Source organism: Novosphingobium sp. BW1, assembly GCF_008107685.1.
GTDB lineage: Bacteria > Pseudomonadota > Alphaproteobacteria > Sphingomonadales > Sphingomonadaceae > Novosphingobium.
Window position 1 is genome coordinate 350,665 of sequence record NZ_VIRF01000078.1, and the last position, 22,324, is coordinate 372,988.

Consider the following 22,324-nt stretch of genomic DNA (forward strand, 5'->3'; position numbering starts at 1 on the left):
CCGGCCCCGGTTCGGGACCAGTTGAGGGGCGCGCGCCTAACAGGCCTTGGCGTGCGTTTCAACCAAAGCTCAGCTCAGTCGGCTGCGGAAATCCTCGTAGTCGAAGCGACGGACGCACTCGAGCGCATCCGTCTCCGAATCCCACAGCCAGATCGAGGGCAGCGCGACCCCGTTGAAGGTCGTGGTCTTGACCATCGAGTAGTGGGCCTGGTCGAGGAACGCGAAACGCGTGCCCGGCTGCGGGTCCTTGGGAAAGCGATAATCGCCGATGACATCACCCGCGAGGCACGAGGGACCGCCCAGACGGATTGCCCCGCCCTCGCCTTCATCGACCATGCCGTGATCGGCCGCGGGGATCTCGCCCAGCATGGCCGGGCGGTAGGGTGCCTCGATCACGTCGGGCATGTGGCAGGTGGCCGAGATGTCGACAATGGCGACCGGCATGCCGTTCCAACCCGTGTCGAGCACGGTGCCGATCAGGATGCCCGCATCGAGCGCTACGGCCTCGCCCGGCTCGATGTAGATTTCCGCGCCGGTATCCTCGGCCATGTCGGACAGGAAGGTGATCAGTTCCTCGCGCTCGTAATCGGCGCGGGTGATGTGGTGGCCTCCGCCCACGTTGATCCACTTGAGCTGACCGAAGAAGGGTTCGAGGTAGTCGAACACCTTGTCCCAGGTGCGATCGAGCGGGCCGAAGCCCTGCTCGCACAAGTTGTGGAAGTGGATGCCGTCGACAAGCTCGACATGCTCTTCGGCGAGCTGGTCGATGGGAAAGCCCAGACGCGAGTGCGGCGCGCTGGGATCGTACTTGGCGACCTCGCCCTCGGGCTGCATCGGATTGATGCGAAGGCCGATGTCGAAGGTCTCGCCGCGCGCCCGCGCGTTCGCGATGATCGCCGAACAGCGCACGATCTGCTGCGGCGAATTGAAGATGACGTGGTCCGACAGGCGCAGAATCTCGTCCAGTTCGTCGGGCTTGTAGGCCGCGCAGTAGGTCGCGATCTCGCCGTCGTAGAACTCGCTCGCCAGGCGCGCTTCCCACAGCCCCGAGGTGCACACGCCATCGAGGTACTCGCCAATGATCGGCGCGGTCGACCACATCGAGAACGCCTTCAGAGCCGAGAGCACCTTGGCACCTGAACGCTCACCCACGTCCTGCAGGATCTGCAGGTTCGCACGCAGCTTGGCCGCATCGACCACGAAGGCAGGGCTGTCGACACGCGACAGATCGAAATGGGCAAAGGCGCCCGGATCACCGGCTTTGGTTTCCATGTTTCCCTAGTCCTCCTGCGCGGCCAGTGCCGCGCGGAGCACGGCCGTGGCGTGCCGGTCGAAGCCGACCAGCGTGATAGTGTCGAAAGCTCCGGGACGTTCCCGAAGCGCTTGGGCAATTGCACCAACGGCGACTTGCGCCGCCATCGCAGCGGGATAGCCATAAACCCCGGTCGAAATCGCCGGGAAGGCTAGTGTGCGCAGCCCCGCCCGGTGGGCCCGGTCAATGCAGGAGCGGTAGCATCGGGCGAGAAGCTCCGCCTCCCCCTGCCCGCCGCCATGCCAGACCGGCCCGACGGTGTGGATGACGTGGCGCGCTGGAAGCTGGTGGCCTCCTGTCAGGCGCGCCTCCCCGGTTGGGCAGCCCCCCAGTTCGCGGCATTCGACAAGGAGTTCCGGCCCTGCACCGCGGTGGATCGCGCCATCGACGCCCCCACCGCCCAGCAGAGAGGAATTCGCCGCGTTGACGATGGCATCCACCGCCAGTTGCGTGATGTCCCCCTGCCAGACCTCGACACAGGTGGCGCCCAGCTTCATCGACGCGCCTCGTGCGATCAGAACGGCAACGGTTCGGCGAGTTCCTCGACGTGCCAGGGCAGGCCCTGCTCGCCCAGCATCTCCAGGAACGGATCGGGGTCGAACTGCTCCATGTTGAACACGCCCTCACCCTTCCACTTACCGGTCAGCAGCATAGCCGCGCCAACCATCGCGGGGACGCCCGTGGTGTAGGAGACGGCCTGGTTCCCGGTTTCCTCGAAGGCGTCTTCGTGATCGCAGATGTTCTTGATGTAGAACGTCTTCTCACCCGAACCGTCGAGCGCTTCGCCGGTCGCAATATCGCCAATGTTGGTCTTGCCCTTGGTGGTCGAGCCGAGCGAGCTGGGCTCGGGCAGCACGGCCTTGAGGAACTGCAACGGCACGATCTCGACGCCGTTATACATCACCGGATCGATGCGGGTCATGCCCACGTTCTGCAGCACGGTCAGGTGCTTGATGTACTCATCGCCAAAGGTCATCCAGAAGCGGCCACGTTCCATCTCGGGCAGGAACTTGGCGAGGCTTTCCAGTTCCTCGTGGTACATCATGTACATGTTCTTGGGGCCGACCTGCTCGAAGTCGAAGGCCTGCTTGTTCGCCATCGCGGGGGTCTCGACGAACTCGCCGTTCTCCCAGTGGCGCGCGGGCGCGGTCACTTCGCGGATGTTGATTTCCGGGTTGAAGTTGGTCGCGAAGGCCTGGCCATGGTCGCCGCCGTTGCAGTCGAGGATGTCCAGCGTGCGGATGGTCTTCAATTTGTGCTTCTTGAGCCACATCGCGAACACGCTGGTTACGCCCGGGTCGAAGCCCGAACCCAGCAGCGCGGTGAGGCCCGCGTCCTTGAACTTATCCTGGTAGGCCCACTGCCAGTGGTACTCGAACTTGGCCACGTCCTTGGGCTCGTAGTTCGCGGTGTCCATGTAGTTGACGCCGGTCGCCAGGCACGCATCCATGATCGCCAGATCCTGATAGGGCAGCGCGAGGTTGACGACAAGCTCGGGACCGAGCTGGCGGATCAGATCCGAAGTTGCCGCGACATCGTCGGCGTCAATGGCGTAGGTGCTGATCGACACGCCGGTGCGGTCCTTGACCGATTCGGCAATCGCCTCGCACTTGGAAACCGTGCGGCTTGCAAGATGGATATCGCTGAAGATATCGGGATTCATGGCCATCTTGTGGACCGCGACCGAGCCGACGCCACCTGCGCCGATCACCAGAACCTTGCTCACCTGTCATTCTCCTTCGCCGCGAGCCGGGGAAAGGCCCGCATATAAGGGTCCTGCGTGACAACTCAACTGCGCGCCCTCCCCGATTTGCACATCAAGGTGCCCGCAGGTGCGCTTTTAGTCGTGTCATAAAGCGTCCCCGAGACGTCATCGCGCGGTCACGCGAAGGCGGCACAGCGGTCACGAGACGCGACACACCCGCACATCGGCAAAGGACATCCTGCCCGTGACATCCCGCATGACCGCCCACGCTCCCGCCGCGAAAGCCAACCTGATCGAAGGCGCCGTCGTCCGCCGCGACGCACGCGCGGGCGCCAAGTTGCTCGACAAGGCCTTCGCGCTCGCCTTCAAGGGACTGGTCTACGCGCAGATCTGGGAGGACCCGGTTGCGGACATGGAGGCGCTCGCGCTCGAGAGCGACAGCCGTATCCTCACGATTGCAAGCGGGGGCTGCAACGCGCTGTCCTACCTCACTGCGAACCCGGCCTCTGTAACGGTAGTGGACCTCAACACCGCACACGTTGCGCTCAACAAGCTGAAGCACGTCGCGATCCGCGAACTCACCACCTACGCGGAGCTTCGCCGTTTCATCGCCGAGGCTGACCATCCGGGCAATGTCGCAATCTACCGTGAGCGGCTTGCCCCGCACCTCGACGAGACGACGCGCCGTTACTGGGAAGGCCGCGATCTTGTCGGGCGCCGCCGTATCCGCGCGTTCACGCGCGGGATCTACAAGCAGGGCCTGCTCGGCGGGTTCATCGGGGCCGCGCACATGATCGCGCGCCTCTATCGCCTCGATCCGGCCGAAATCCTTGGCGCGGAAAGCGTCGAGGAACAGCGCCGCCTGTTCGACGAGCGCTTCGCCCCTGTCTTCGAGCGCCGCCTCGTGCGTTGGCTCACCAACCATCCCGCCTCGCTCTTCGGCCTTGGCATTCCGCCCGCCCAGTACGACGCGCTGGGTGGCGAGCAGCGCATGGCCGATGTCCTGCGCGCACGCCTCGAAAAGCTCGCCTGCGGCTTTCCGGTCAACGACAACTACTTTGCCTGGCAGGCCTTTTCACGCGGCTATGGCCGCAGCTGCGAAGCCCCGCTCCCGCCCTACCTCCAGCGCGGCAACATCCAGGCGGTGCGCGACCGCCTGGAGCGTGTGCAGGTGGAACATGCCAATTTCACCGACATCGTGCGCGCAAGCGATCACGGCGCCTTCGACCGCTTCATCCTCCTTGATGCGCAGGACTGGATGAGCGACACGCAGCTGACCGACCTGTGGCACGAGATGACCCGCGTCGCCGCCCCTGGCGCGCGCGTCCTTTTTCGCACTGCCGCCGAGCCCACGCTGCTGCCCGGCCGGCTGCCCGAGGCCATTCTCGATTGCTGGGACTACCGCGAGGACGAATCACGCCGCACGACCGAGGCGGACCGCTCCTCGATCTATGGCGGCGTCCACCTCTACGTGCGCAAGGGATAGGGCCATGGCCAGCCAGCCCCACGATCACGCGCGCCTGATGGACACGATCTACCGCTGGCAGCGCCCGATCTATGACCTGACGCGCAAGTACTACCTGTTCGGGCGCGACCGGCTGATCCGCGAACTGGACGCAGGCCCCGGCATGGCCGTGCTCGAACTGGGCTGCGGAACCGGGCGCAACCTTGCCCGGATCACTCAGGCTTGGCCGGGTGTCCGCCCGTTCGGCCTCGATATCTCGCGCGAGATGCTCAAGAGCGCGCGCAAGCGCTTGGGTGGCCAGGGCGAACTGGCGCTCGGGGATGCGATGGCTTTCGATCCCATCGCGCTGTTTGGGCGGGAGGGCTTTGACCGGATCGTCCTTTCCTACGCCATCTCGATGATCCCGGACTGGCAGTCCTGCGTTGCCCATGCAGCCGCCTGCCTCGCCCCGGGCGGCTCACTCCATATTGTCGACTTTGGCGATGGGGCGGGCCTACCTCAACCCGCCCGGAGCGCGCTTCGGGCCTGGCTGGCTAAGTTCCACGTCTGCCCGCGCCATGCCCTCCACGATGTCGCCAATGACCTGGCCCATGCCCACGGGCTTGCCTACGACATTCAGGACGGCCCCATGCGCTATTACCAGTTGGTACGGCTGACGCGCTGAGGCTATGAAGCGGGGCATGTCCGAGCCCCATCTACGCCATCCGACGCACGAAGGCGTCGAACTCGCCGCCCGCAAGGTCGCCGAGATCCTGCCCGAAACGCCCCTCCTCCCCCTCGAAATCGAAGGTACCACGCTCTGGTGCAAGGCCGAGTGCCTGCAGCCCATCGGGGCCTTCAAGATCCGGGGCGCCTGGAACCGGCTGACCGATCTTGACGCCAAGGCCCGCACACGCGGGATCCTCGCGGTTTCCAGCGGTAACCACGCCCAAGGTATCGCCTGGGCCGCGCGCAAGCTGGGCATTGCGGCCACCATCGTCATGCCCACCGACGCGCCCGCCGTGAAGCTGGCCAACACGCGCGCCCTTGGTGCCGAAGTGGTGCTTTACGACCGTCCGGGCGGTGTCGACCGCGACGAGGTGGCCCGCAAGCTCTGCGGAGAGCGCGGTTCGACGCTCGTACATCCCTTCGGTGACCCCTGGGTGATCGAGGGTCAGGGATCGGTCGGGATCGAGATCGCCACGCAGATGGGACGCATGACCGGGCTGGGCCCTGATCGGATCGTCACCCCCTGCGGCGGAGGCGGACTGGCCGCAGGCCTTGCGCTTGCCTGCCCGGACGCGGCGATCGTCCCGGTTGAGCCCGAAGGCTGGGACGATGTCTGCCGCAGCCTTGCGGCAGGAAAGATCCTCCCCGTCGGGCCCGACGCGCCGCCAACAGCATGCGATGCGCTGCAGACACCGGCAACACATCCCATCAACTTCGCGGTGCTTTCGCTGCACTGCCCCTTCGGGCTGGCGGTTTCGCCTGCCGAAGTGCGCCGCGCCCAGCGCCTTGCCTTCGAGAAACTACGCCTGGTCGTCGAGCCAGGCGGCGCGGCTGCGCTGGCTGCCGTCCTTGCAGGCAAGGTCGAGGTCGGCCCGCAGACCGCCGTTGTCCTGTCTGGCGGCAATACCGACGCGCAGGCCTACGCAAAGGTCTTGACCTCCACCGACTGACACGCGAGCCCACGCCATGGATTTCAACGACCAACTGCGCCGCTACTTCGGCACCGACGATCCCACCACCATCAGCCCCGGCGCGCTCGAGAGCGGACTGGAGAAAATGAGGGTTGACCTGGGCATGGAGAAAGATCCCGGACGCCGCTTTGCGCTCTGGGCGCTCATGTACATGTTTGGACAGGCCCCCGACCTCGACGTCGCCTTCAAGGACGAAGCCGAACGCGAGGCTGCGCGCAATTTCCTCGACCTGCTGGATCGGAGTTCCTGAGACAGGTTCACAAGCTTTGAAGGATGGAGCACGAAGGCCATCGCTTTCGGGCGCCCCGACCTGTCCAGACCACCTGCAACACGCCCCCTCTGGCTGAGAAAGGTTAGGTCGGCCGCTCCGGGATCAAGGGGCAATAGCCCCTTGAATTGACAGCTTCTTGTTCTTCATCCCCTAGATTCCCGAACTTCATCTCGCCCTATCACGACGAAACGAAAAGAGCCCCAACCTTTCGGCCGGGGCTCTTTTTGTGCTTCGATCGCGCCTTCCTCCGCTTGGCGGCGGAGGCATGGGAAGATCTATTCCTCGTCTTCCGCCGAGGGGCCGACCATCATCTCCTCGGAAAGACCCTCGCGCTGACCGCGGATCGCCTTTTCGAGACGCTCACAGACTTCCGTATTTTCCTTAAGGAAGTTCTTGGCGTTTTCACGGCCCTGGCCAATGCGAATCGAGTCGTAGCTGAACCACGACCCCGACTTCTCGACGATACCCGCCTTCACGCCCAGATCGAGGATCTCGCCGATCTTGGAGATGCCTTCGCCGTACATGATGTCGAACTCGACCTGCTTGAAAGGCGGGGCCACCTTGTTCTTCACCACCTTCACGCGCGTTGAGTTGCCGATGATGTCGTCACGGTCCTTGATCTGGCCAGTGCGACGAATGTCGAGACGGACCGAAGCGTAGAACTTGAGCGCGTTACCGCCCGTCGTCGTCTCCGGGTTGCCGTACATGACACCGATCTTCATACGCAACTGGTTGATGAAGATCACCATGCACTTGGAGCGGTTGATCGAGCCGGTCAGCTTGCGCAGCGACTGGCTCATCAGGCGGGCCTGAAGGCCGACGTGGCTGTCGCCCATCTCACCTTCGATTTCCGCGCGGGGAACGAGCGCGGCGACCGAGTCGACCACAAGCACGTCAATGGCGTTCGAGCGCACCAGAGTGTCGGTAATCTCCAGCGCCTGCTCGCCGGTGTCCGGCTGCGAGACGACCAGTTCGTCGATGTCCACACCCAGCTTCTTGGCGTAGACCGGGTCGAGCGCGTGCTCGGCGTCGACGAACGCCGCCGTGCCACCGTTCTTCTGCGCCTCGGCAATGACGTGCAGCGCGAGCGTGGTCTTGCCCGAGCTTTCCGGGCCATAAACCTCGATCACGCGGCCCTTGGGCAGGCCGCCGATACCGAGCGCGATGTCGAGCCCCAGCGAACCGGTCGAGATTGCCTCGACCTGCATCGTTTCCTTCGAGCCCAGCTTCATAGCCGAGCCCTTGCCAAACGCACGGTCGATCTGTGCGAGTGCCGCGTCGAGCGCCTTCTGACGGTCCATCGCGTCCTTTTCCTTGCCTTCCTGGATCAGCTTGAGCTGAGCAGCCATAAAACTTCCCCTGTGCTACCGGGCTGACCGGAAAGGTCAACGTCACCGGGGCTATGTATTCTATTTGTTCTACGCGAACAAGATGAGAACATCTGCTTTTGAACAAAATTTAACCGCCAGCCGATGGCCGTGCGGCGCGGCGCACCGGCCCTGCGCATTCCGGAGAGGTAGACGCGGTGGTCGCACATGAACCTACCCCTAGGCCTTCTGAAATGGTGGCTTTTCGGCGGCGCACACCGCTACCACCCTCAGGTGATCGCCTGTACGCCTTCGCCCTCTTTCGTCACTTGCCTCATGCCAACTCCGGTCATGAAGGCCTGCACTTCGTGGCCGCAGCGACGCCGATGCACGAACCGCGCGTTTCCACAGTTTCGAACAGATGCGCGCGGACTCGATGCTACTTTGCTGTGCGGGCAAGAACCTCGCCAACCTTTTCGGAGAGCTGTTGCACCGAAAACGGCTTGGGCATGAACCAGGCATTGGCGAGGCCGATTTCCTTGCGCAGCTGCTCCTCGGCATAGCCCGACATGAACAGCACCGGCATGCCCGGCACGATGGCGCGGATCTCGCGCGCCATGCCGGGCCCGTCGAGGCTGGGCATGACGACGTCGGAGACAACCAGGTCGAAACCGCCCCCGGCCGCAATCACGTCCTCGACCTTGGCAAGGCCATCCTCGCCATCTTCGGCGCAGGTCACCTCGTAGCCCTGGCGAAGCAGCGCGCGCTCGGCGATGATCCGCACGGTTACCTCGTCCTCGACGAGCAGGATGCGCCCTCCCCCGGCCCACTGGCTCGGCTCGGCCTCGGCCTGGACCTCGGGCGCGTCGGCCTCCACCTGCGCACCCGGCGCGGGATGGTAGACCGGCAGGTAGACCACAAAACGCGTGCCCTTGCCCGGTTCGCTTTCGGCGAAGATGAAGCCTCCCGACTGCTTGACGATGCCATAGACGGTGGAGAGGCCAAGGCCAGTGCCCTTGCCCTGTTCCTTGGTGGTAAAGAACGGCTCGAAGATCTTACCGATGACCTCGGGCGGAATGCCGCCGCCCGTATCCTCGACAATGAGCGCGGTGTAATCCCCCGCCGGGATGATCTCGCTACGCGAGGTGCGCGCGTCGCTCGTCAGGACCTTGCGGGTAGAGAGCGTGAGCTTGCCGGAACCGTCGCCGCGACCCTGCATGGCATCGCGGGCATTGACGCACAGGTTGACGATCACCTGCTCCAGCTGCGTAGGGTCGGCGCGCACCGGCCCCAGGTCCCGGTCGTGCTTGACCACCAGTTCGATCTTTTCACCGATCAGGCGGCGCAGCATCTGCGCGACGTCGGCCACGACATCGGGCAACTGGAGCACTTCCGGGCGCAGCGTCTGCTGGCGCGAGAAGGCAAGAAGCTGGCGCGTCAGCGAGGCCGCGCGGTTGGAATTGGCTCGGATCTGCTGGATGTCGTCGTAATCCGAATCGCCGGGTGTATGGCGCATCAGCATGAGATCGCAGGTGCCCAGGATCGCGGTCAGCACGTTATTGAAATCATGGGCTACGCCGCCCGCAAGCTGGCCCACGGCCTGCATCTTGGTGGCCTGCGCGACCTGGCGCTTGAGGCGGGTTTCCTCCGAGGTATCGGTCAGGCCCAGAAGAACTGCCGCATCGCCCAGGCCGCGCACGCCTGCCAGACTGAGCGAAACCGGATCCTCCGCCTGTGCGGACAGGCGCACGGCGATGTCGCCCGCGCTGGACGGGCCTTGTGCAAAGCGTCGGATCGCTTCGGAGAGCGCCCGCTTGTCCTCACGCACGACAAGGTCGGTGGGATAGGTCGGCGCGTCCTCGCCTTCACGGCCTGCGGCCCGCATGAAGGCCGAGTTGGCAAAGAGCAGGCGGCCGTCGCGATCCGCCATGGCAAGCCCCAGCGGAAGCTGTGCCAGAAGCGCTTCCAGGTGCGGAGAGGCTCCGCTGCCATTGGCGCGGGCGCCGATCCCCTGCGAGGCGGGAACCGCCAGCATCAGCGAGGGTGTCGTGGTCTCGTCCAGCGGATCAGGCGTATCGGGGTCTGCGACCGGCACGGCGTAGAGAACCATCGGCTCGCCGTGACCTTCGCTGTGGGCCCAACTGATCGTGTCGTCCTCGTCACGGGCGAGAAGTTCGATGAAGTCGCTTCCAGCAAGGCTTGCCTCGGGATCGCCCGCCGCCTGTTCCGCAAAGAGCGCGCTGGTAGCCTGGATCGTGCCATCCGGCTCGACCAGCGCCGCAGCGATTCCCGCGCGCGCGAGCCCCCGGCCAAGGCCGCCTTCGAGATGCTGCACAAAGCCCCGGACAAGATCCGGCGCAGACTGGGGCGTAAAGGTCCAGATCAGGAAATCGTCACCGCGACCGGCCCGGCGCAGCTGCGCCGTCCAGAGCGAAGGACCGAGCCCAGCTGGGGCCTCGGCTGCGACATCGCACGCGGCCTGTCCATCGCGCAGGGCCATGCGCGTGGCCTGGGCGAGCCGCTCCTGCGAGGGGACATCAAGCGCCAGCATCGGCGGTGCGCTCGCGACCCCGAACTGGGTCTCGAATACGGTGTTGGCGCAGGTCAGCCGCCCGGCCCTGTCGGTAATCGCCACAGCCACGTCGAGTCGCTCGATCGCGGCGACCGTCACCGACCAGTCGGGCTGGGCGAAATCAGGGCTGGCAACTTCGCCACCGCGTCGGGACAGAACGAAGGACAGTCCTGCAAAAACGAACATGGCCCCGCCAAAGACCGCGCTCAGCACCGGATCGCGGGTCAGGACCCAAACCAGGGCGAGGCTGGCGGCAAGGGCGCCGACCACGACCAGCACATCGATCAGAGAGCGGCGGCTTTCAGGCTGCGGCGTATCCTCGACTGAGATCACTCGTCCTGTTCCGTCCTCATCTCCGGCGGGGTGCGCCCACGCGTGCCCGGCTTGCGCAGACGCCGCTCGCGCTGCTTATGCCCGATCCAGTACCGCCATACCCAACCCGCCACAAGATAGCCCAGTGCCGAGCTGACGATCGCCAGGATAACGAAGCCGAGCGCGGCCTGGCCTGCGGAATGGGCGAACCAGTTGACGTCGTTCCACACGCTGCTGCCCTGCGCTGCGGCCTGCACCACCTCGTCGGCGCTTCCCGGCTTCAGGAAGAAGTGCCCTACGCGGTTCGCAACCACGAACCAGAAGGGCAAGGTCAGCGGGTTGGTCACGAAAGTGAGGAGCGCGGCGACCGCCACGTTCGCGCGGGCTGGAAAGGCCAACAGGCAGGCCAGGAAGATCTGCCCGATCGGGATGATGAAGGCTGCAAACAGACCGAGCGCCACACCGCGCGGCACCGAGCGGCGGGTAAAGCGCCAGAGCTCGGGGCTGAGCGCGCGTCCAGCGACCGGCGCAAGCCACTTGTTCCCCGCCACGTCTTCACGGCTCGGCATACGCTTTCGCAGCGCGGCCGAGATACGGTGGAGGAGAGATCCGTGGCTCACGAGACCAAACCGCCCTCATGACGTAGGCGCAGGTCCGGGCGGCACTTGGCCGCGATCTGATCCTGGGCCAGCACGTGCCGGTCGAACCGGTGTGCCTGGCGCCCGAAGGCGGTGATCATCCGTGTTCTCGCAGCAAGCGGCCCTGTTCGCGCTTCCAGTCCCGCTCTTTGACCGTGTTGCGCTTGTCGGCGGCGTTCTTGCCCTTGGCGAGTGCGAGCTCGACTTTCGCCCGGCCCCGGCTGTTGAAGTAGACCGAGAGCGGTACGAGGGTCATGCCCTTGCGTTCGACCGCGCCCTGCAGACGCGCGATTTCGCGCTCGTGCAGCAGGAGCTTGCGCGGGCGCTTGGGCTCGTGGTTGAATCGGTTGCCGTGGCTGAATTCGGGCACGTTGGCGTTGATCAGCCAGCATTCCCCGCCGCTGATCTCGGCATAGGATTCGGCGATCGAGCCCTCGCCAAAGCGCAGGGACTTCACCTCCGTGCCCGTCAGCGCGATGCCGGCCTCGAACTTTTCCTCGATATAGTAATCGAAGCGGGCCCGGCGGTTTTCGGCGACGGTCTTGGTCTTGTCGAATGTAGTGCGTTGCGGACGTGCCATGGTGAAGGCGCATGTAGTGATGCGCGCGGCAAAAAGAAACGGCTGAAAACGATTAGCCCGACTTTGGGAGGGCATGCCCCTCACGTGCCTGCGGAAATTGGGCGAAGCAAAGCCAACTCCCTCTCGCCTGGCGGACAGGGCACGCGTGCCTGTGCGGGACTGCTTCGTCCATACGAATTATATTAACTCTCTGAAAGCAAATCTGGATTTTACGACATCGCGGGCTATTCTCGTCCTGTCGGTCATGGGGGACCGGCTAAGGGGACCTCATTTCGATATGCCAGCATACAGTCGCCAGAAACGGCGCACCGTGGCGCACCTTGTCGGCAGCGGCCTTCTTTTCGCCGCCATGCCGACTTTTGGCTCCTCGTCCGCCCTCGCCACCGCGCCCGAACTGCCCGCGCTTGATGCCTATGGCGACCTTCCCGCCGTTGTCGATATCGCAATATCGCCGGACGGCACCCGGACCGCTTCGATCCGCTACTCCGGCGGGCAGTTCTGGTTGTTCGTTCTCGATTCGCAGATCCAGCCGATCCAGCGCGTGCCAATGGGCACCAACAAGTTTCGCGGCCTGACCTGGGCCGACGACGAGACGATCCTCATCACCAATTCGGCGACGGTGTCGCTGGGCATGAATTTCACGGCCTCCAAGTACGAGTTGACTGGCACGATCATCGTCCCGCTCAATCCCGATAACGCCACCGGGCTTGTCTTTGGAAACACGCGCAGGATCGCGGATACCACGCGCGGGGCGCATGGCATCCGCCGCGTTGATGGCAAGACCATCGGCTACTACGGCGGCATCGAACTGAGCGTACGCGGTATGGGCGACCCGCAGTTCAACCACGGCCGCCCGACACTCTACGCCGTGGATCTGGCGCGCAACCGGGCGGACCATGCCGCGCGTGCAGCCAGTGAGGATCACTGGCGCGACTGGCTGGTCGACGGCCAGGGCGTGGTAGCTGCCACGCTCGACATCAACACCCGCACAGGCGCCTGGGACATCGTCAATGCGCAGGGCAACAAACTGGCCCGGGGCAACGACCCCACCCATGGCGCCGGGCTCATCGCCTTCGGCAAGGACGGGCGCACCATCGTCTATGAGCTGCGCGACGAAGAAGGCCGCGACCGCTGGTTCGAGGTTCCCCTCGCAGGCGGCGAAGCCGTCGAATATCTGTCAGGCATCGCCATCGAACGGCTGTACACCGATCCGGGCAATGGACAGATCATGGGCTACCGCGAAGCGGGCGAGAGCGCGAAAACGGTCATGTTCGATCCCCAGCTAGACACCAAGCTGGCGATGATCTTCAAGGCCTTTCCCGGTCGCAACCCACGCCTCGTGGACTGGACGGCGAACCTCGACCAGGTGCTTGTCCATACCGAAGGTAATGCCGACAGCGGCACCTGGTATCGGGTCGATGTTCCGGGCCGCAGGGCCGACGCCATCGGCAACGATCGCCCGCCCATCGACACTGCGCAGGTCGGCCCGGTCTCCTCGTTCGGATACACCGCAGGGGACGGCCTCGAACTCGATGGTGTGCTCAGCTTGCCTCCGGGCCGCGAAGCGCGCGACCTGCCGCTGGTGGTCCTGCCCCACGGCGGTCCGCACTCCAGCGACGAGGTCGGCTTCGACTGGTGGGCCCAGGCCTTTGCCTCGCGCGGTTACGCCGTGTTCCAGCCCAATTTTCGAGGCTCGACCGGCCGAACGGCCGAACTGCGCAACGCCGGACATGGCCAGTGGGGCCGCGCCATGCAGACTGACATCTCCGATGGCGTACAAGCGCTCGCCGAGAAAGGGATCATCAACCCCACGCGGGCCTGCATCGTGGGCGCCAGCTACGGCGGCTATGCGGCGCTGGCCGGGGTAACTCTGCAACAGGGGCTCTATCGCTGCGCGGCCTCGGTCGCGGGTATCTCGGACGTTGGGCTCATGTACCGCACCGACGTTTACGAGAGCGGCAGTTCGCGCATGGTACGCAATTCCCTCCAGGAGGACCTGGGCGACAGGGACGATTTCGACGCGATCTCACCCCGCCGCCATGCCGAGGATGCCGACGCCCCGATCCTTCTCGTGCACGGCAAGGACGATACGGTCGTGCCCTTCGAGCAGAGCAGCAAGATGGCCGATGCGCTGAAGGACGCGGGCAAACCCTATGAAATCGTGGTGCTCGACGAAGAGGATCACTGGCTCTCACGCGCCAAAACCCGCAAGGCGATGCTGAAAGTCGTCGTCAGCTTCGTGGCGAAGCATAACCCGGCGGACTGACCACGAAAAAAGGGGACGACCTTGCGGTGCGCCCCCGTTTTTCATCGGTGTCTGGCCGGAAGGCTCAGAGCAGACCGGCGTGAACCAGTGCCTCGTCCACGGCCTTGCGGGCCGTGTCGTTGCAGGGAACGAGCGGCAGGCGCAGTTCGTTTTCCATCCAGTCGTGGACCTGCGCCAGCGCGTACTTGCACGGCCCCGGCGAGCTGTCCTCGAACATGGCGTAGTGCAGCGGATAGAGCTTATCGTTGAGCTCACGCGCACGGGCGAGGTCATTGGCCGCGCAAGCCGCCTGGAACTCGGCGCACAGCGCCGGCGCGACGTTCGCCGTCACCGAGATGCAGCCTGCTCCGCCGGCCGCGTTGAAGGGCAGCGCCAGTTCATCGTCGCCCGAGAGCATGCAGAAGTCCTTGCCGATCCCCATGCGGTGATCGGTTACGCGGCTGAGGTCGCCGCTCGCGTCTTTGATGCCGATGATCTTGCCGGGATAACGGCGCGCCAGTTCGCAAACGGTTTCGGGCTTCAGGTCCGAGACCGTTCGGCCCGGCACGTTGTAGAGCAGGATCGGCAGCTCGGCATGCTCGGCCAGATAAGCGAAATGCGCGAAGAGGCCTTCCTGGCTCGGCTTGTTGTAGTAGGGCGCGACGACGAGGGCCGCGGTGGCCCCGCACTTCTTCGAGAAATTCATGTGGAGAAGTGCGTTCATCGTATCGTTGCTGCCGCAGCCCGCAATGACCGGGACGCGGCCGGCGGCCTGTTCGATGCAGACTTCGATGACGCGGTGGTGCTCGGCGTTGGAAAGCGTGGAATTCTCACCCGTCGTGCCGCACGGCACGAGCGCCGAGGAACCGCTTTCGATCTGCCAGTCGACCAGGCGGCGAAACGCCGCTTCATCGAACGCACCGTCGCGAAACGGTGTGACAAGTGCCGGTATGGACCCCGAGAACATGGACTTTACCCCTAGTGATGCGCAATTGGTCGGGCTGGCCATCGGGAACATGTCCCGACGCCAAGCCTTACGTTCAAGGGCCTGATAAGGAGCCACCCTCCACGATGTCCAGTATGTTGCGAGTTTCTTCTCTCTTGGCGACGGTTGCGCTCGGCGCACTCCCCTCGCCCTCCATGGCCCAGGAATCGGCCCAGGAGGCCCGGGAATGGGACCTTGCGCGGGCCCGTCAGTCGCAGGACATCGACATTCGCGTCCACCAATCGATCGACGACTGGCGCCGCGTGGTGGCCAGTGACCGACTCGATTTCGGCACCTACGCCAGCTTCCTGCTGACCTATCCGGGCTATCCGCAGGAAGAGAAGATTCGCGGCTACGCCGAAAAGGCAATGCTGCGCGAATCGCCCGAACCGCGCACCGTACTCTCCTACTTCGACCGCTTCCCCCCGCTCGGCAACGAAGCGGCTGGCCGCTATGCGACCGCCTTGGCCGCCGTGCGCCGCGACGATGCGCTGGAAAAGGCCCGCGCAGCCTGGCGCGGCGGCGACCTGACCGAGAACGCGGAAACCACCCTGCTCTCACTCTATCGGAATCAGCTCACCCCGGCCGATCACGACGCGCGCATGGATGCGCTCCTGTGGCAGGGCGAGACGCCGCAGGCCGAACGGCAGATCTCGTTCGTTTCCCCTGCCCGCCGCCCCGTCTTCATGGAACGCCTCGCGCTGCTTCAGGGGACCGCGCCCGGCACCCTGGGCCTTGATCTTCCGGGCGATGTCGCGACAGATCCGGGCTACGCCTTCAACCGCGTCTCGCAGGCGCGCCGCCACGGCAACCTGCCCGGCGCCATCGCCTTCCTGGTCAACCGTCCCAAGCTACGCGAACCCGTTCCCGAACCCGAGAAGTGGGTGCGCGAACTGCTGACCGCGGCGCGCGGCACCGGCCCGTCGAACGCGGTCGCCATCGCCGCTTCGATCGACGACGCCTTCACTCCCGGCACCGACATCTCCCGTCTCTCCTACCGCCTGCGCGACGATTATACCTCGCTCGTGTGGCTAGGGGGCACCAAGGCGCTGTGGTCGCTGGGCGATGCCCGCCGCGCCGCGCCGTTGTTCTACCGCTACGGAGCGGCCGCGCAGACCCCCGGCACCCGCTCCAAGGGCTTCTACTGGGCAGGACGTGCGCTTTCCAAGGCGGGCGATGAAAGCGGTGCGCGCCGCTACTTTGAGATGGCCGCGCAGTACCCGCACTATTTCTACGGCCAGCTCTCGCTCGAACGCCTTGGCCGTCCGCTGCCCGATCTCGACACCCGCTCCAACGCGCAGCCCACACCTGCCCAGCGTGCCGAGTTCAATGCAAGGCCGATCACCAAGGCCGTGCGTGACGTGGCGCGCAGCGCCGACTGGCGCACTGGCATCCAGTTCTTCCGCGAGATCGCAGGCCAGGCCGAGACCGAAATCGAGCACAAGCTCGTCGCCGACCTTGCACGCGAAATCGGGCGGCGCGACCTTGCCGTGATCCTGGGCCAGAGCGCACACGGCGAAGGCCACGATGCCTTCGGCGCCATCGCGTTCCCGACGATGCCGCTGCCCTCCGGCGCAGACTGGACCATGGCCCACGCCCTCACCCGTCAGGAAAGCCAGTTCGCCCAGAACGCGATCAGCCATGCGGGCGCGCGCGGTCTGATGCAGCTCATGCCCGCGACCGCGCGTGAGACCGCAGGCAAGCTCGGCCTTTCCTATTCGGTCGACAAGCTGACGAGCGACCCGGTCTACAACATCCAGCTGGGCACCGGCTTCTTCGCGCGCATGATGGACTACTATGGGGGCGCCCGCCCGCTGGCGATTGCCGCCTATAACGCAGGTCCCGGCAACGTGAACAAGTGGCTGCGCGCCAACGGCGATCCGCGCAAGGGCGAGATCGAATGGGTCGACTGGATCGAGCAGATCCCGTTCTACGAGACCAAGAACTACGTCATGCGCGTCCTCGAGAACGCGACCGTCTACGAGGCGATGTACCCTAACAAGGGGATCTACAAGGGGCCCAACCTAACCTCCAAGCTGATGGGCAAACGGACTCCGGGCTAGAAGAAGAAGGACGCTTCAAGGGGCCATCGCCCCTTGACCCCAAACGCAGCAACCTCACCTTTCTCAGCCCGGGAGGCGCGCGAAAGGTGAGGCGGACAGTTTGGGAAACCCGAGGGCGATGGCCCTCGGACTTATTCTTTGGCTTCCTCAAACCAACGGCGTCAGCTTGAAGAGCCTCGCCCCGTGCTCTGGCACCTGCGCCGAGACTGCGCCCTTCACATCCCCCCTGTCCTGACGTTCCCAGAGGTCACGCAGCAGGAAGCTACCGACAAGTCCCACCTTGTCGAGCTGGACCGAGACCTCGCGCGCCTCGGGCGCGAGGTTGAAGAGCGCCAGATAGATCTCGAAACCGCGCGCCCCCCGCGCGGTCCAGACCTTGAGGCCGTCCTCCAGGAAGTGCGGCGCGTTCGCGGTCGAGTTCTGGTTGACGCCAAGCACCTCGGGATTGGTCAGCAACGCCAGTGTCTTGGCATCAAGATAGCGCAGGTCCCCGCCCATGATGAGCGGCGAGCGTGCGATCGACCACAGCGTCATCAGCGTGACCTGTTCGTCGGGCGTGAACTTGGTGTTCCGATCCCCCAGCGCGAGGCGCCCAAGTGGCAGCATGTCGGCATCCGGCCAGGAACCCGGGCCCATCCACATGTTCCAGTTTTCAAGCCGGGTGAACTGCGCGGCAAGCAGGCCCCAATCGTCCCAGAAGTCGTCCGAGATGCGCCACATCTGCGCGTACTGGCGCACGTGGCCTCCGCGCGGCACCGGTGTTTCTCCCGGCGAAAGGCTCAGCACCATAGGCCGGCCGCAGCGTGCAATGGCCTTGGCCGCAGCCTCGATTTCGGGTGCGTGAGCGTCGTAGGGGCGGCTCATGTCGTCCATCTTGATGAAGTCGACACCCCAGCTGGCGTACATCCGGAAAAGCCCGTCGTAGTACTCCTGCGCGCCGGGCTTGCTCATGTCGACGCCGTACATGTCCGGGTTCCACGGGCACACGCTGGACGTGTCGGCGATGTCGCGCGCGGTATAGCGCGTCCCCTCGATCGGCAGGTCCAGCTTCACGGCATGGCGCGCGATCCCGCGCATGACATGGATGCCGAACTTGAGACCGAGTGCATGGACCTTGTCGGCCAGCGGCGCGAAGCCCTGCCCATCCCTGGCGGACGGGAAGCGATTGGGCGCAGGCTGGAGGCGCGCATGGCCATCGAGCGCGGGCACCGGATTGGGATTGTAGGAATAGCTCGTCGCGTCAGGCTCGTACCACTGTATATCCACGGTGAAGACATCGTAGCCGAAGGGCAGCAGCTTCTCGGCCATGATGGCCGCTGTTTCCAGCGACTGTTCCTCGTTGATCGTGCCCGCAAAGCTGTTCCAGCTGTTCCAGCCCATTGGCGGCCTTGGCGCGAGATCGGTGACCGGAGCCCGCGCGCCCGCCTGCGAACCCACGCTACCGTTCGCTTGCCTCATTGCCGCCAGCGCGGACAGCGGCGCCGCACCCACGACCACGCCGGAAAGGCCCGCCGCGGTTTGGAGGGCCTTGCGGCGCGTAAGGTCGATGCTCGCCTTCGTCATGTCCGTTCCTTGCTCCCGTGGACTCTCGCTCCCTTTTGTCCGACTAATAACCGGATCGCAAGCCGGGGACGAAGATCGCACGCCATCTTGGCCCCGCCCTTCGCGCGCCGTATGACGGTCTTCATGAAACCCGAAGGCCCGCCGATCACCCCTGCCGGATTTGCCGCCCTGCGCGCACGTTACGACCATCTCCTGGGCAAGGAGCGTCCGGAGATCGTGGAGATCGTCTCGTGGGCTGCGGGCAATGGCGACCGCTCGGAAAACGGGGACTACCTCTACGGCCGCAAGCGCATGCGCGAGATCGACCGCGAACTGGGCTATCTTGCCAAGCGCATGAAGCGGGTCCGGGTGATCGACCCGGCCCGCCAGGTCGAGCGCAGCAAGGTCTTTTTCGGCGCGACCGTGGAACTGGCCGACGAGGACGACGAACGCATGGTCGTGACCCTTGTCGGCGATGATGAGCAGAACGCGAGCCAGGGCCGTATCGGCTGGAGCGCCCCCCTCACCAAGGCACTTCGGGGGGCAGCTATCGGCGACCTGCGCACGGTACGCCTGCCGTCCGGCGCGAAGGAATGGGAAGTCATGGCCATCACCTACCCCAAGGACAGGCTCCCTTGACACGCGTCAGGTCGACGGTTCTCGCCCTGATCGCTGCGGCCTTAGGGAGCGCGCTTCTCGCAGCTCCGGTCAGTGCGCGCGAAAGTCTGGGGCTCTATGGCGACTGGGGCGTGTTTCGCGATCCGGTTGTGCCGCGCTGCTATGCCATTGCCAAGGCCGCGCCAAGCCAGCTCTGGCGCGATTATGAGCCGTATGCCGCCATCGGTACCTGGCCCAAGCGCGGACGGCGCAGCCAGCTCCATTTCCGCGTCTCGCGTGCGATGGCCAAGGGCAGCGCGATCTCGCTCAGGGTAGGATCGGAGCGCTTTCGTCTGATCGGCGGCGGCGGCGATGCCTGGCCTGCCGACGACGCGCAGAACGCCGCGATCATCGCGGCCATGCGCGCGGCCCCGCGCATGACGCTGAGCGCCACCGGCGCCAAGGGCGGGCGTTTTTCCAATACCTGGGAGCTTCAGGGCGCAGCTTCGGCGATCGATTCCGCACTGCTGGGTTGCGCACGCCTGCGTTGAAACCGACGAATCCCGCATAAGGGAAAAGGGCGGACGACCTTTCGGTCCCCCGCCCTTCCCGCTCGGTGGTCGTGAAACCGGCTCAGATCAGAAGCGCACGCCCACGCCAGCCATAACCTGGTGGCGGTCGAAGTCGACGTCGAAGCGCGAACTGTCGGGAATGTCAGCGCCATAGTCGATCTCGGCGCGGCCATAGTTGGAGTAACGGTACTCAACCTTGGCGAAGACGTTGTTGGTCACCGCCTGCTCGACACCGGCGCCGATGCGCCAGCCGTCGGCGTCGACATCGCGCTCGTAGCGGGTGCCTTCGAACGCGTTGTTCACGTCGAACTTGGCGTTGGTGTAACCACCCTTGGCGTAGATCATGGTCGAAGGGGAGACAATGTAACCGGCGCGCAGGCCCGCGTAGATATCGCGGCTTGCGCTCACATCGCCGATGCCAAAGCCACCGAAATTGCCGTCCTCGAAATCGGTGTCGCCCGTTGACCAGGTGATTTCCGCCTCGGGGCCGACCACGAAGCGCTCACCGATCTTGAGGTCGTAGCCCGCGCCCACACCGTAGCTGAAGCCGTCCATGCCTTCATCGTTGTCGTACTGGGGCATGTCATCGATGCTGCTGCCGGCCTCGACACGGTCATAGCCGCCGAGCGCTTCAACGTGGAAACCCTCGAAGGGCTCCGCCGGGCCGACATTCTGCGCCATTGCGGGGGTGGCAAGCGCGGTGGTTCCGGCGGCGAGAGCAAACACGATCTTTTTCATACTCAAACTCCAGTCTTGTTTTCCTTTGCGGGCGGGCGCCCTGCATGGACCCATCAAATGCGGCGCGTGGACGAGGAGTTTCATTAACGTAAGACAACGAATTTATTGATGTTTTTAGGCCACACTTGCGCGACAGAACGTATTTGGCGCGCGGTGGATTCCCGGAACGAATATCCGGATACTAGCGTTCGCGAGCCCATCTTTCACTGGAGCGCCAAATCGGGTATAGGCGGGCTCAATCATGACAGACACGAATTCCCAGCCCTCCGGGGGGATCATGACGATCCCCGGCCCGACCGAACCGATGCCCGTCCCGCGCCCGACGCTGGTAGACGGCGTGACGCCGCGTGAAGACGGGCGCACCGACCTCATCGGCCTGCCCAAGACGCGCATAGCCGAACTGTTCGAGACCGCAGGCCTCGACAAGAAGGCGGCCAAGCTGCGTGCCAAGCAGGTCTACCACTGGCTCTACCACCGCGGCGTGACCGAATTCGAGGCGATGACCGACATCGCCAAGACCATGCGCCCCTGGCTGGCCGAGCGCTTCGTGGTCGGTCGCCCGGAAATCGTGCAGGCCCAGCATTCCGGCGACGGGACCCGCAAATGGCTACTGCGCACCGCAGACAACCACGACTACGAGATGGTCTTCATCCCCGATGCGGACCGCGGCACGCTGTGCGTGTCCTCGCAGGTGGGTTGCACGCTGAACTGCCGCTTCTGCCACACCGGCACGATGCGTCTCGTGCGCAACCTGACGGTGGGTGAAATCGTTGGTCAGGTCATGCTCGCACGCGATGCACTGGGCGAATGGCCCAAGTCCGCCTCGGATACGCGCTTTGCCACCATGGCGGGCCTCGACGAGGACGAGGATGAAGGCTCGTACAGCGCGGACGGGCGCCTGCTCACCAACATCGTGATGATGGGCATGGGCGAGCCGCTCTATAACTTCGACAACGTGCGCGATGCGCTCAAGCTCGTCATGGACGGCGATGGCCTTGCCCTCTCGCGCCGCCGCATCACGCTCTCGACCTCGGGCGTGATCCCACAGATCGAACGTTGCGGCCAGGAAATCAGCGTCAACCTTGCGGTCTCGCTTCACGCGGTAACCAAGGAAGTGCGCGACGAGATCGTGCCGATCAACAAGAAGTACGGCATCGAGGAACTGCTGCAGGCCTGCGCCGAGTACCCCGGCGCCAGCAACGCGCGGCGCATCACCTTCGAATACGTGATGCTCAAGGACAAGAACGACAGCGACGAGGACGCGCGCGAACTGGTCCGCCTGCTCAAGAAGTACAAGCTGCCCGCCAAGGTGAACCTCATCCCGTTCAACCCCTGGCCCGGCGCCGCCTACGAGTGCTCGACGCCCGAGCGCATCAAGTCGTTCTCGAACATCGTGTTCGAAGCGGGCATCTCGGCCCCTGTGCGCACCCCGCGCGGCCGCGACATCGACGCAGCCTGCGGCCAGCTCAAGACTGCAGCCAAGAAGATGAGCCGCGCCGAGATCGACCGCCTCTACGCCGAGAAGGACAAGGAAGTCGTCGAAGAACTGGCGCAGCTGCCCGAGTAAGGAAGGCAGGATACAAGGACCCCATAACGGGCGACCTCGCCTCTCTCGGCCACGGGGGCGTACGGCAGGTGAGTTAGACCGTTCGGGGAGCCCGAGGGCGATGGCCCTCGGATCTATCTCTTGTATATTCGTGACATACAAAAAGGGCGGCCGGATCACTCCGACCGCCCTTTT

Annotated in this window: 19 protein-coding genes; 9 read left to right on the plus strand and 10 right to left on the minus strand. The window is 64.9% G+C overall.

From position 1 onward, the window contains the following. Window positions 1-69: 69 nt before the first annotated feature. The 3 genes from FMM79_RS13950 to FMM79_RS13960 are packed head-to-tail and all read right to left on the minus strand — an operon-like array spanning window position 70 to window position 3,038. The gene (locus FMM79_RS13950; RefSeq protein ID WP_148628034.1) at window positions 70-1,272 is read right to left on the minus strand and encodes a carboxynorspermidine decarboxylase; all 1,203 of its coding nucleotides are present in this window, start codon (window positions 1,270-1,272) and stop codon (window positions 70-72) included. Between the two features lie 6 nt (window positions 1,273-1,278). Further along, entirely contained in the window at window positions 1,279-1,809 is a 531-nt protein-coding gene (locus FMM79_RS13955; protein WP_148628035.1) for an O-acetyl-ADP-ribose deacetylase, read from the minus strand. A 17-nt stretch (window positions 1,810-1,826) separates the two neighbouring features. After that, window positions 1,827-3,038 carry a saccharopine dehydrogenase family protein gene (locus tag FMM79_RS13960; RefSeq protein WP_148628036.1) on the minus strand — a complete coding sequence of 404 codons (1,212 nt, stop codon included), beginning with the start codon at window positions 3,036-3,038 and terminating at the stop codon, window positions 1,827-1,829. A gap of 235 nt (window positions 3,039-3,273) precedes the next feature. On the opposite strand from FMM79_RS13960, the gene FMM79_RS13965 reads away from it, so the two are divergent. The 4 genes from FMM79_RS13965 to FMM79_RS13980 are packed head-to-tail and all read left to right on the plus strand — an operon-like array spanning window position 3,274 to window position 6,411. Next, window positions 3,274-4,503 carry a DUF3419 family protein gene (locus FMM79_RS13965; protein WP_148628037.1) on the plus strand — a complete coding sequence of 410 codons (1,230 nt, stop codon included), beginning with the start codon at window positions 3,274-3,276 and terminating at the stop codon, window positions 4,501-4,503. Window positions 4,504-4,507: 4 nt separating this feature from the next. Further along, entirely contained in the window at window positions 4,508-5,146 is a 639-nt protein-coding gene (locus tag FMM79_RS13970) for a class I SAM-dependent methyltransferase (RefSeq protein WP_148628038.1), read from the plus strand. A gap of 16 nt (window positions 5,147-5,162) precedes the next feature. After that, entirely contained in the window at window positions 5,163-6,140 is a 978-nt protein-coding gene (locus tag FMM79_RS13975) for a threonine/serine dehydratase (protein WP_148628039.1), read from the plus strand. A 16-nt stretch (window positions 6,141-6,156) separates the two neighbouring features. Next, the gene (locus FMM79_RS13980) at window positions 6,157-6,411 is read left to right on the plus strand and encodes a hypothetical protein (protein ID WP_148628040.1); all 255 of its coding nucleotides are present in this window, start codon (window positions 6,157-6,159) and stop codon (window positions 6,409-6,411) included. Between the two features lie 296 nt (window positions 6,412-6,707). On the opposite strand, the gene recA is transcribed toward FMM79_RS13980, so the two are convergent. From recA to smpB, 4 genes are all read right to left on the minus strand, one after another. Beyond that, window positions 6,708-7,781, minus strand: a complete 1,074-nt coding sequence (gene recA, locus FMM79_RS13985) for a recombinase RecA (RefSeq protein WP_148628041.1) — start codon at window positions 7,779-7,781, stop codon at window positions 6,708-6,710. 397 nt (window positions 7,782-8,178) lie between these two features. Next, window positions 8,179-10,641 carry an ATP-binding protein gene (locus tag FMM79_RS13990; RefSeq protein WP_148628143.1) on the minus strand — a complete coding sequence of 821 codons (2,463 nt, stop codon included), beginning with the start codon at window positions 10,639-10,641 and terminating at the stop codon, window positions 8,179-8,181. Continuing rightward, entirely contained in the window at window positions 10,641-11,243 is a 603-nt protein-coding gene (locus FMM79_RS13995) for a DUF2062 domain-containing protein (protein WP_371710918.1), read from the minus strand. Before FMM79_RS13995 ends, FMM79_RS13990 begins: the two co-directional genes overlap by 1 nt. Window positions 11,244-11,358: 115 nt before the next feature. Continuing rightward, window positions 11,359-11,841 (minus strand): SsrA-binding protein SmpB, encoded by a 483-nt coding sequence (gene smpB, locus FMM79_RS14000; protein WP_148628042.1) that lies wholly within the window; start codon window positions 11,839-11,841, stop codon window positions 11,359-11,361. Between the two features lie 277 nt (window positions 11,842-12,118). Here smpB and FMM79_RS14005 point away from each other — a divergent pair, with 277 nt between their 5' ends. After that, entirely contained in the window at window positions 12,119-14,107 is a 1,989-nt protein-coding gene (locus tag FMM79_RS14005; protein ID WP_240339186.1) for a S9 family peptidase, read from the plus strand. A 64-nt stretch (window positions 14,108-14,171) separates the two neighbouring features. On the opposite strand, the gene dapA is transcribed toward FMM79_RS14005, so the two are convergent. Then, complete coding sequence (gene dapA / locus FMM79_RS14010) at window positions 14,172-15,053, minus strand: 4-hydroxy-tetrahydrodipicolinate synthase (RefSeq protein ID WP_148628043.1); 882 nt, start codon at window positions 15,051-15,053, stop codon at window positions 14,172-14,174. Between the two features lie 104 nt (window positions 15,054-15,157). Between dapA and FMM79_RS14015 the strand changes: the two genes are divergently transcribed. Further along, a complete protein-coding gene (locus FMM79_RS14015) occupies window positions 15,158-17,134 on the plus strand; it encodes a lytic transglycosylase domain-containing protein (protein ID WP_148628044.1) in 1,977 nt (658 codons plus the stop codon). Window positions 17,135-17,281: 147 nt separating this feature from the next. On the opposite strand, the gene FMM79_RS14020 is transcribed toward FMM79_RS14015, so the two are convergent. Next, complete coding sequence (locus FMM79_RS14020) at window positions 17,282-18,592, minus strand: glycoside hydrolase family 27 protein (protein ID WP_205466680.1); 1,311 nt, start codon at window positions 18,590-18,592, stop codon at window positions 17,282-17,284. 228 nt (window positions 18,593-18,820) lie between these two features. Here FMM79_RS14020 and greB point away from each other — a divergent pair, with 228 nt between their 5' ends. Both greB and FMM79_RS14030 read left to right on the plus strand, forming a co-directional pair. After that, the gene (greB, locus tag FMM79_RS14025; protein WP_148628046.1) at window positions 18,821-19,315 is read left to right on the plus strand and encodes a transcription elongation factor GreB; all 495 of its coding nucleotides are present in this window, start codon (window positions 18,821-18,823) and stop codon (window positions 19,313-19,315) included. Then, on the plus strand, window positions 19,312-19,824 hold the full coding sequence (locus FMM79_RS14030) for a hypothetical protein (protein ID WP_240339188.1): 513 nt from the start codon (window positions 19,312-19,314) through the stop codon (window positions 19,822-19,824). The genes greB and FMM79_RS14030 overlap by 4 nt, the downstream gene beginning before the upstream one ends. Window positions 19,825-19,911: 87 nt before the next feature. Here FMM79_RS14030 and FMM79_RS14035 read toward each other — a convergent pair whose 3' ends face one another. Beyond that, window positions 19,912-20,583: an outer membrane protein gene (locus FMM79_RS14035; RefSeq protein WP_148628047.1), complete on the minus strand. Its 672-nt coding sequence runs from the start codon at window positions 20,581-20,583 to the stop codon at window positions 19,912-19,914. Window positions 20,584-20,824: 241 nt separating this feature from the next. Between FMM79_RS14035 and rlmN the strand changes: the two genes are divergently transcribed. Next, entirely contained in the window at window positions 20,825-22,150 is a 1,326-nt protein-coding gene (gene rlmN, locus FMM79_RS14040) for a 23S rRNA (adenine(2503)-C(2))-methyltransferase RlmN (protein ID WP_148628048.1), read from the plus strand. The last annotated feature ends 174 nt before the right edge of the window (window positions 22,151-22,324 follow it).

Bases quoted from the DNA above. Each gene is read 5' to 3' on its own strand.
- FMM79_RS13950 (WP_148628034.1), bottom strand. From the start codon at position 1,272: ATGGAAACCAAAGCCGGTGATCCGGGCGCCTTTGCCCATTTCGATCTG.
- FMM79_RS13955 (WP_148628035.1), bottom strand. From the start codon at position 1,809: ATGAAGCTGGGCGCCACCTGTGTCGAGGTCTGGCAGGGGGACATCACG.
- FMM79_RS13965 (WP_148628037.1), top strand. From the start codon at position 3,274: ATGACCGCCCACGCTCCCGCCGCGAAAGCCAACCTGATCGAAGGCGCC.
- FMM79_RS13970 (WP_148628038.1), top strand. From the start codon at position 4,508: ATGGCCAGCCAGCCCCACGATCACGCGCGCCTGATGGACACGATCTAC.
- FMM79_RS13975 (WP_148628039.1), top strand. From the start codon at position 5,163: ATGTCCGAGCCCCATCTACGCCATCCGACGCACGAAGGCGTCGAACTC.
- FMM79_RS13980 (WP_148628040.1), top strand. From the start codon at position 6,157: ATGGATTTCAACGACCAACTGCGCCGCTACTTCGGCACCGACGATCCC.
- recA (WP_148628041.1), bottom strand. From the start codon at position 7,781: ATGGCTGCTCAGCTCAAGCTGATCCAGGAAGGCAAGGAAAAGGACGCG.
- smpB (WP_148628042.1), bottom strand. From the start codon at position 11,841: ATGGCACGTCCGCAACGCACTACATTCGACAAGACCAAGACCGTCGCC.
- FMM79_RS14005 (WP_240339186.1), top strand. From the start codon at position 12,119: ATGCCAGCATACAGTCGCCAGAAACGGCGCACCGTGGCGCACCTTGTC.
- dapA (WP_148628043.1), bottom strand. From the start codon at position 15,053: ATGTTCTCGGGGTCCATACCGGCACTTGTCACACCGTTTCGCGACGGT.
- FMM79_RS14015 (WP_148628044.1), top strand. From the start codon at position 15,158: ATGTCCAGTATGTTGCGAGTTTCTTCTCTCTTGGCGACGGTTGCGCTC.
- FMM79_RS14020 (WP_205466680.1), bottom strand. From the start codon at position 18,592: ATGAGGCAAGCGAACGGTAGCGTGGGTTCGCAGGCGGGCGCGCGGGCT.
- greB (WP_148628046.1), top strand. From the start codon at position 18,821: ATGAAACCCGAAGGCCCGCCGATCACCCCTGCCGGATTTGCCGCCCTG.
- FMM79_RS14035 (WP_148628047.1), bottom strand. From the start codon at position 20,583: ATGAAAAAGATCGTGTTTGCTCTCGCCGCCGGAACCACCGCGCTTGCC.
- rlmN (WP_148628048.1), top strand. From the start codon at position 20,825: ATGACAGACACGAATTCCCAGCCCTCCGGGGGGATCATGACGATCCCC.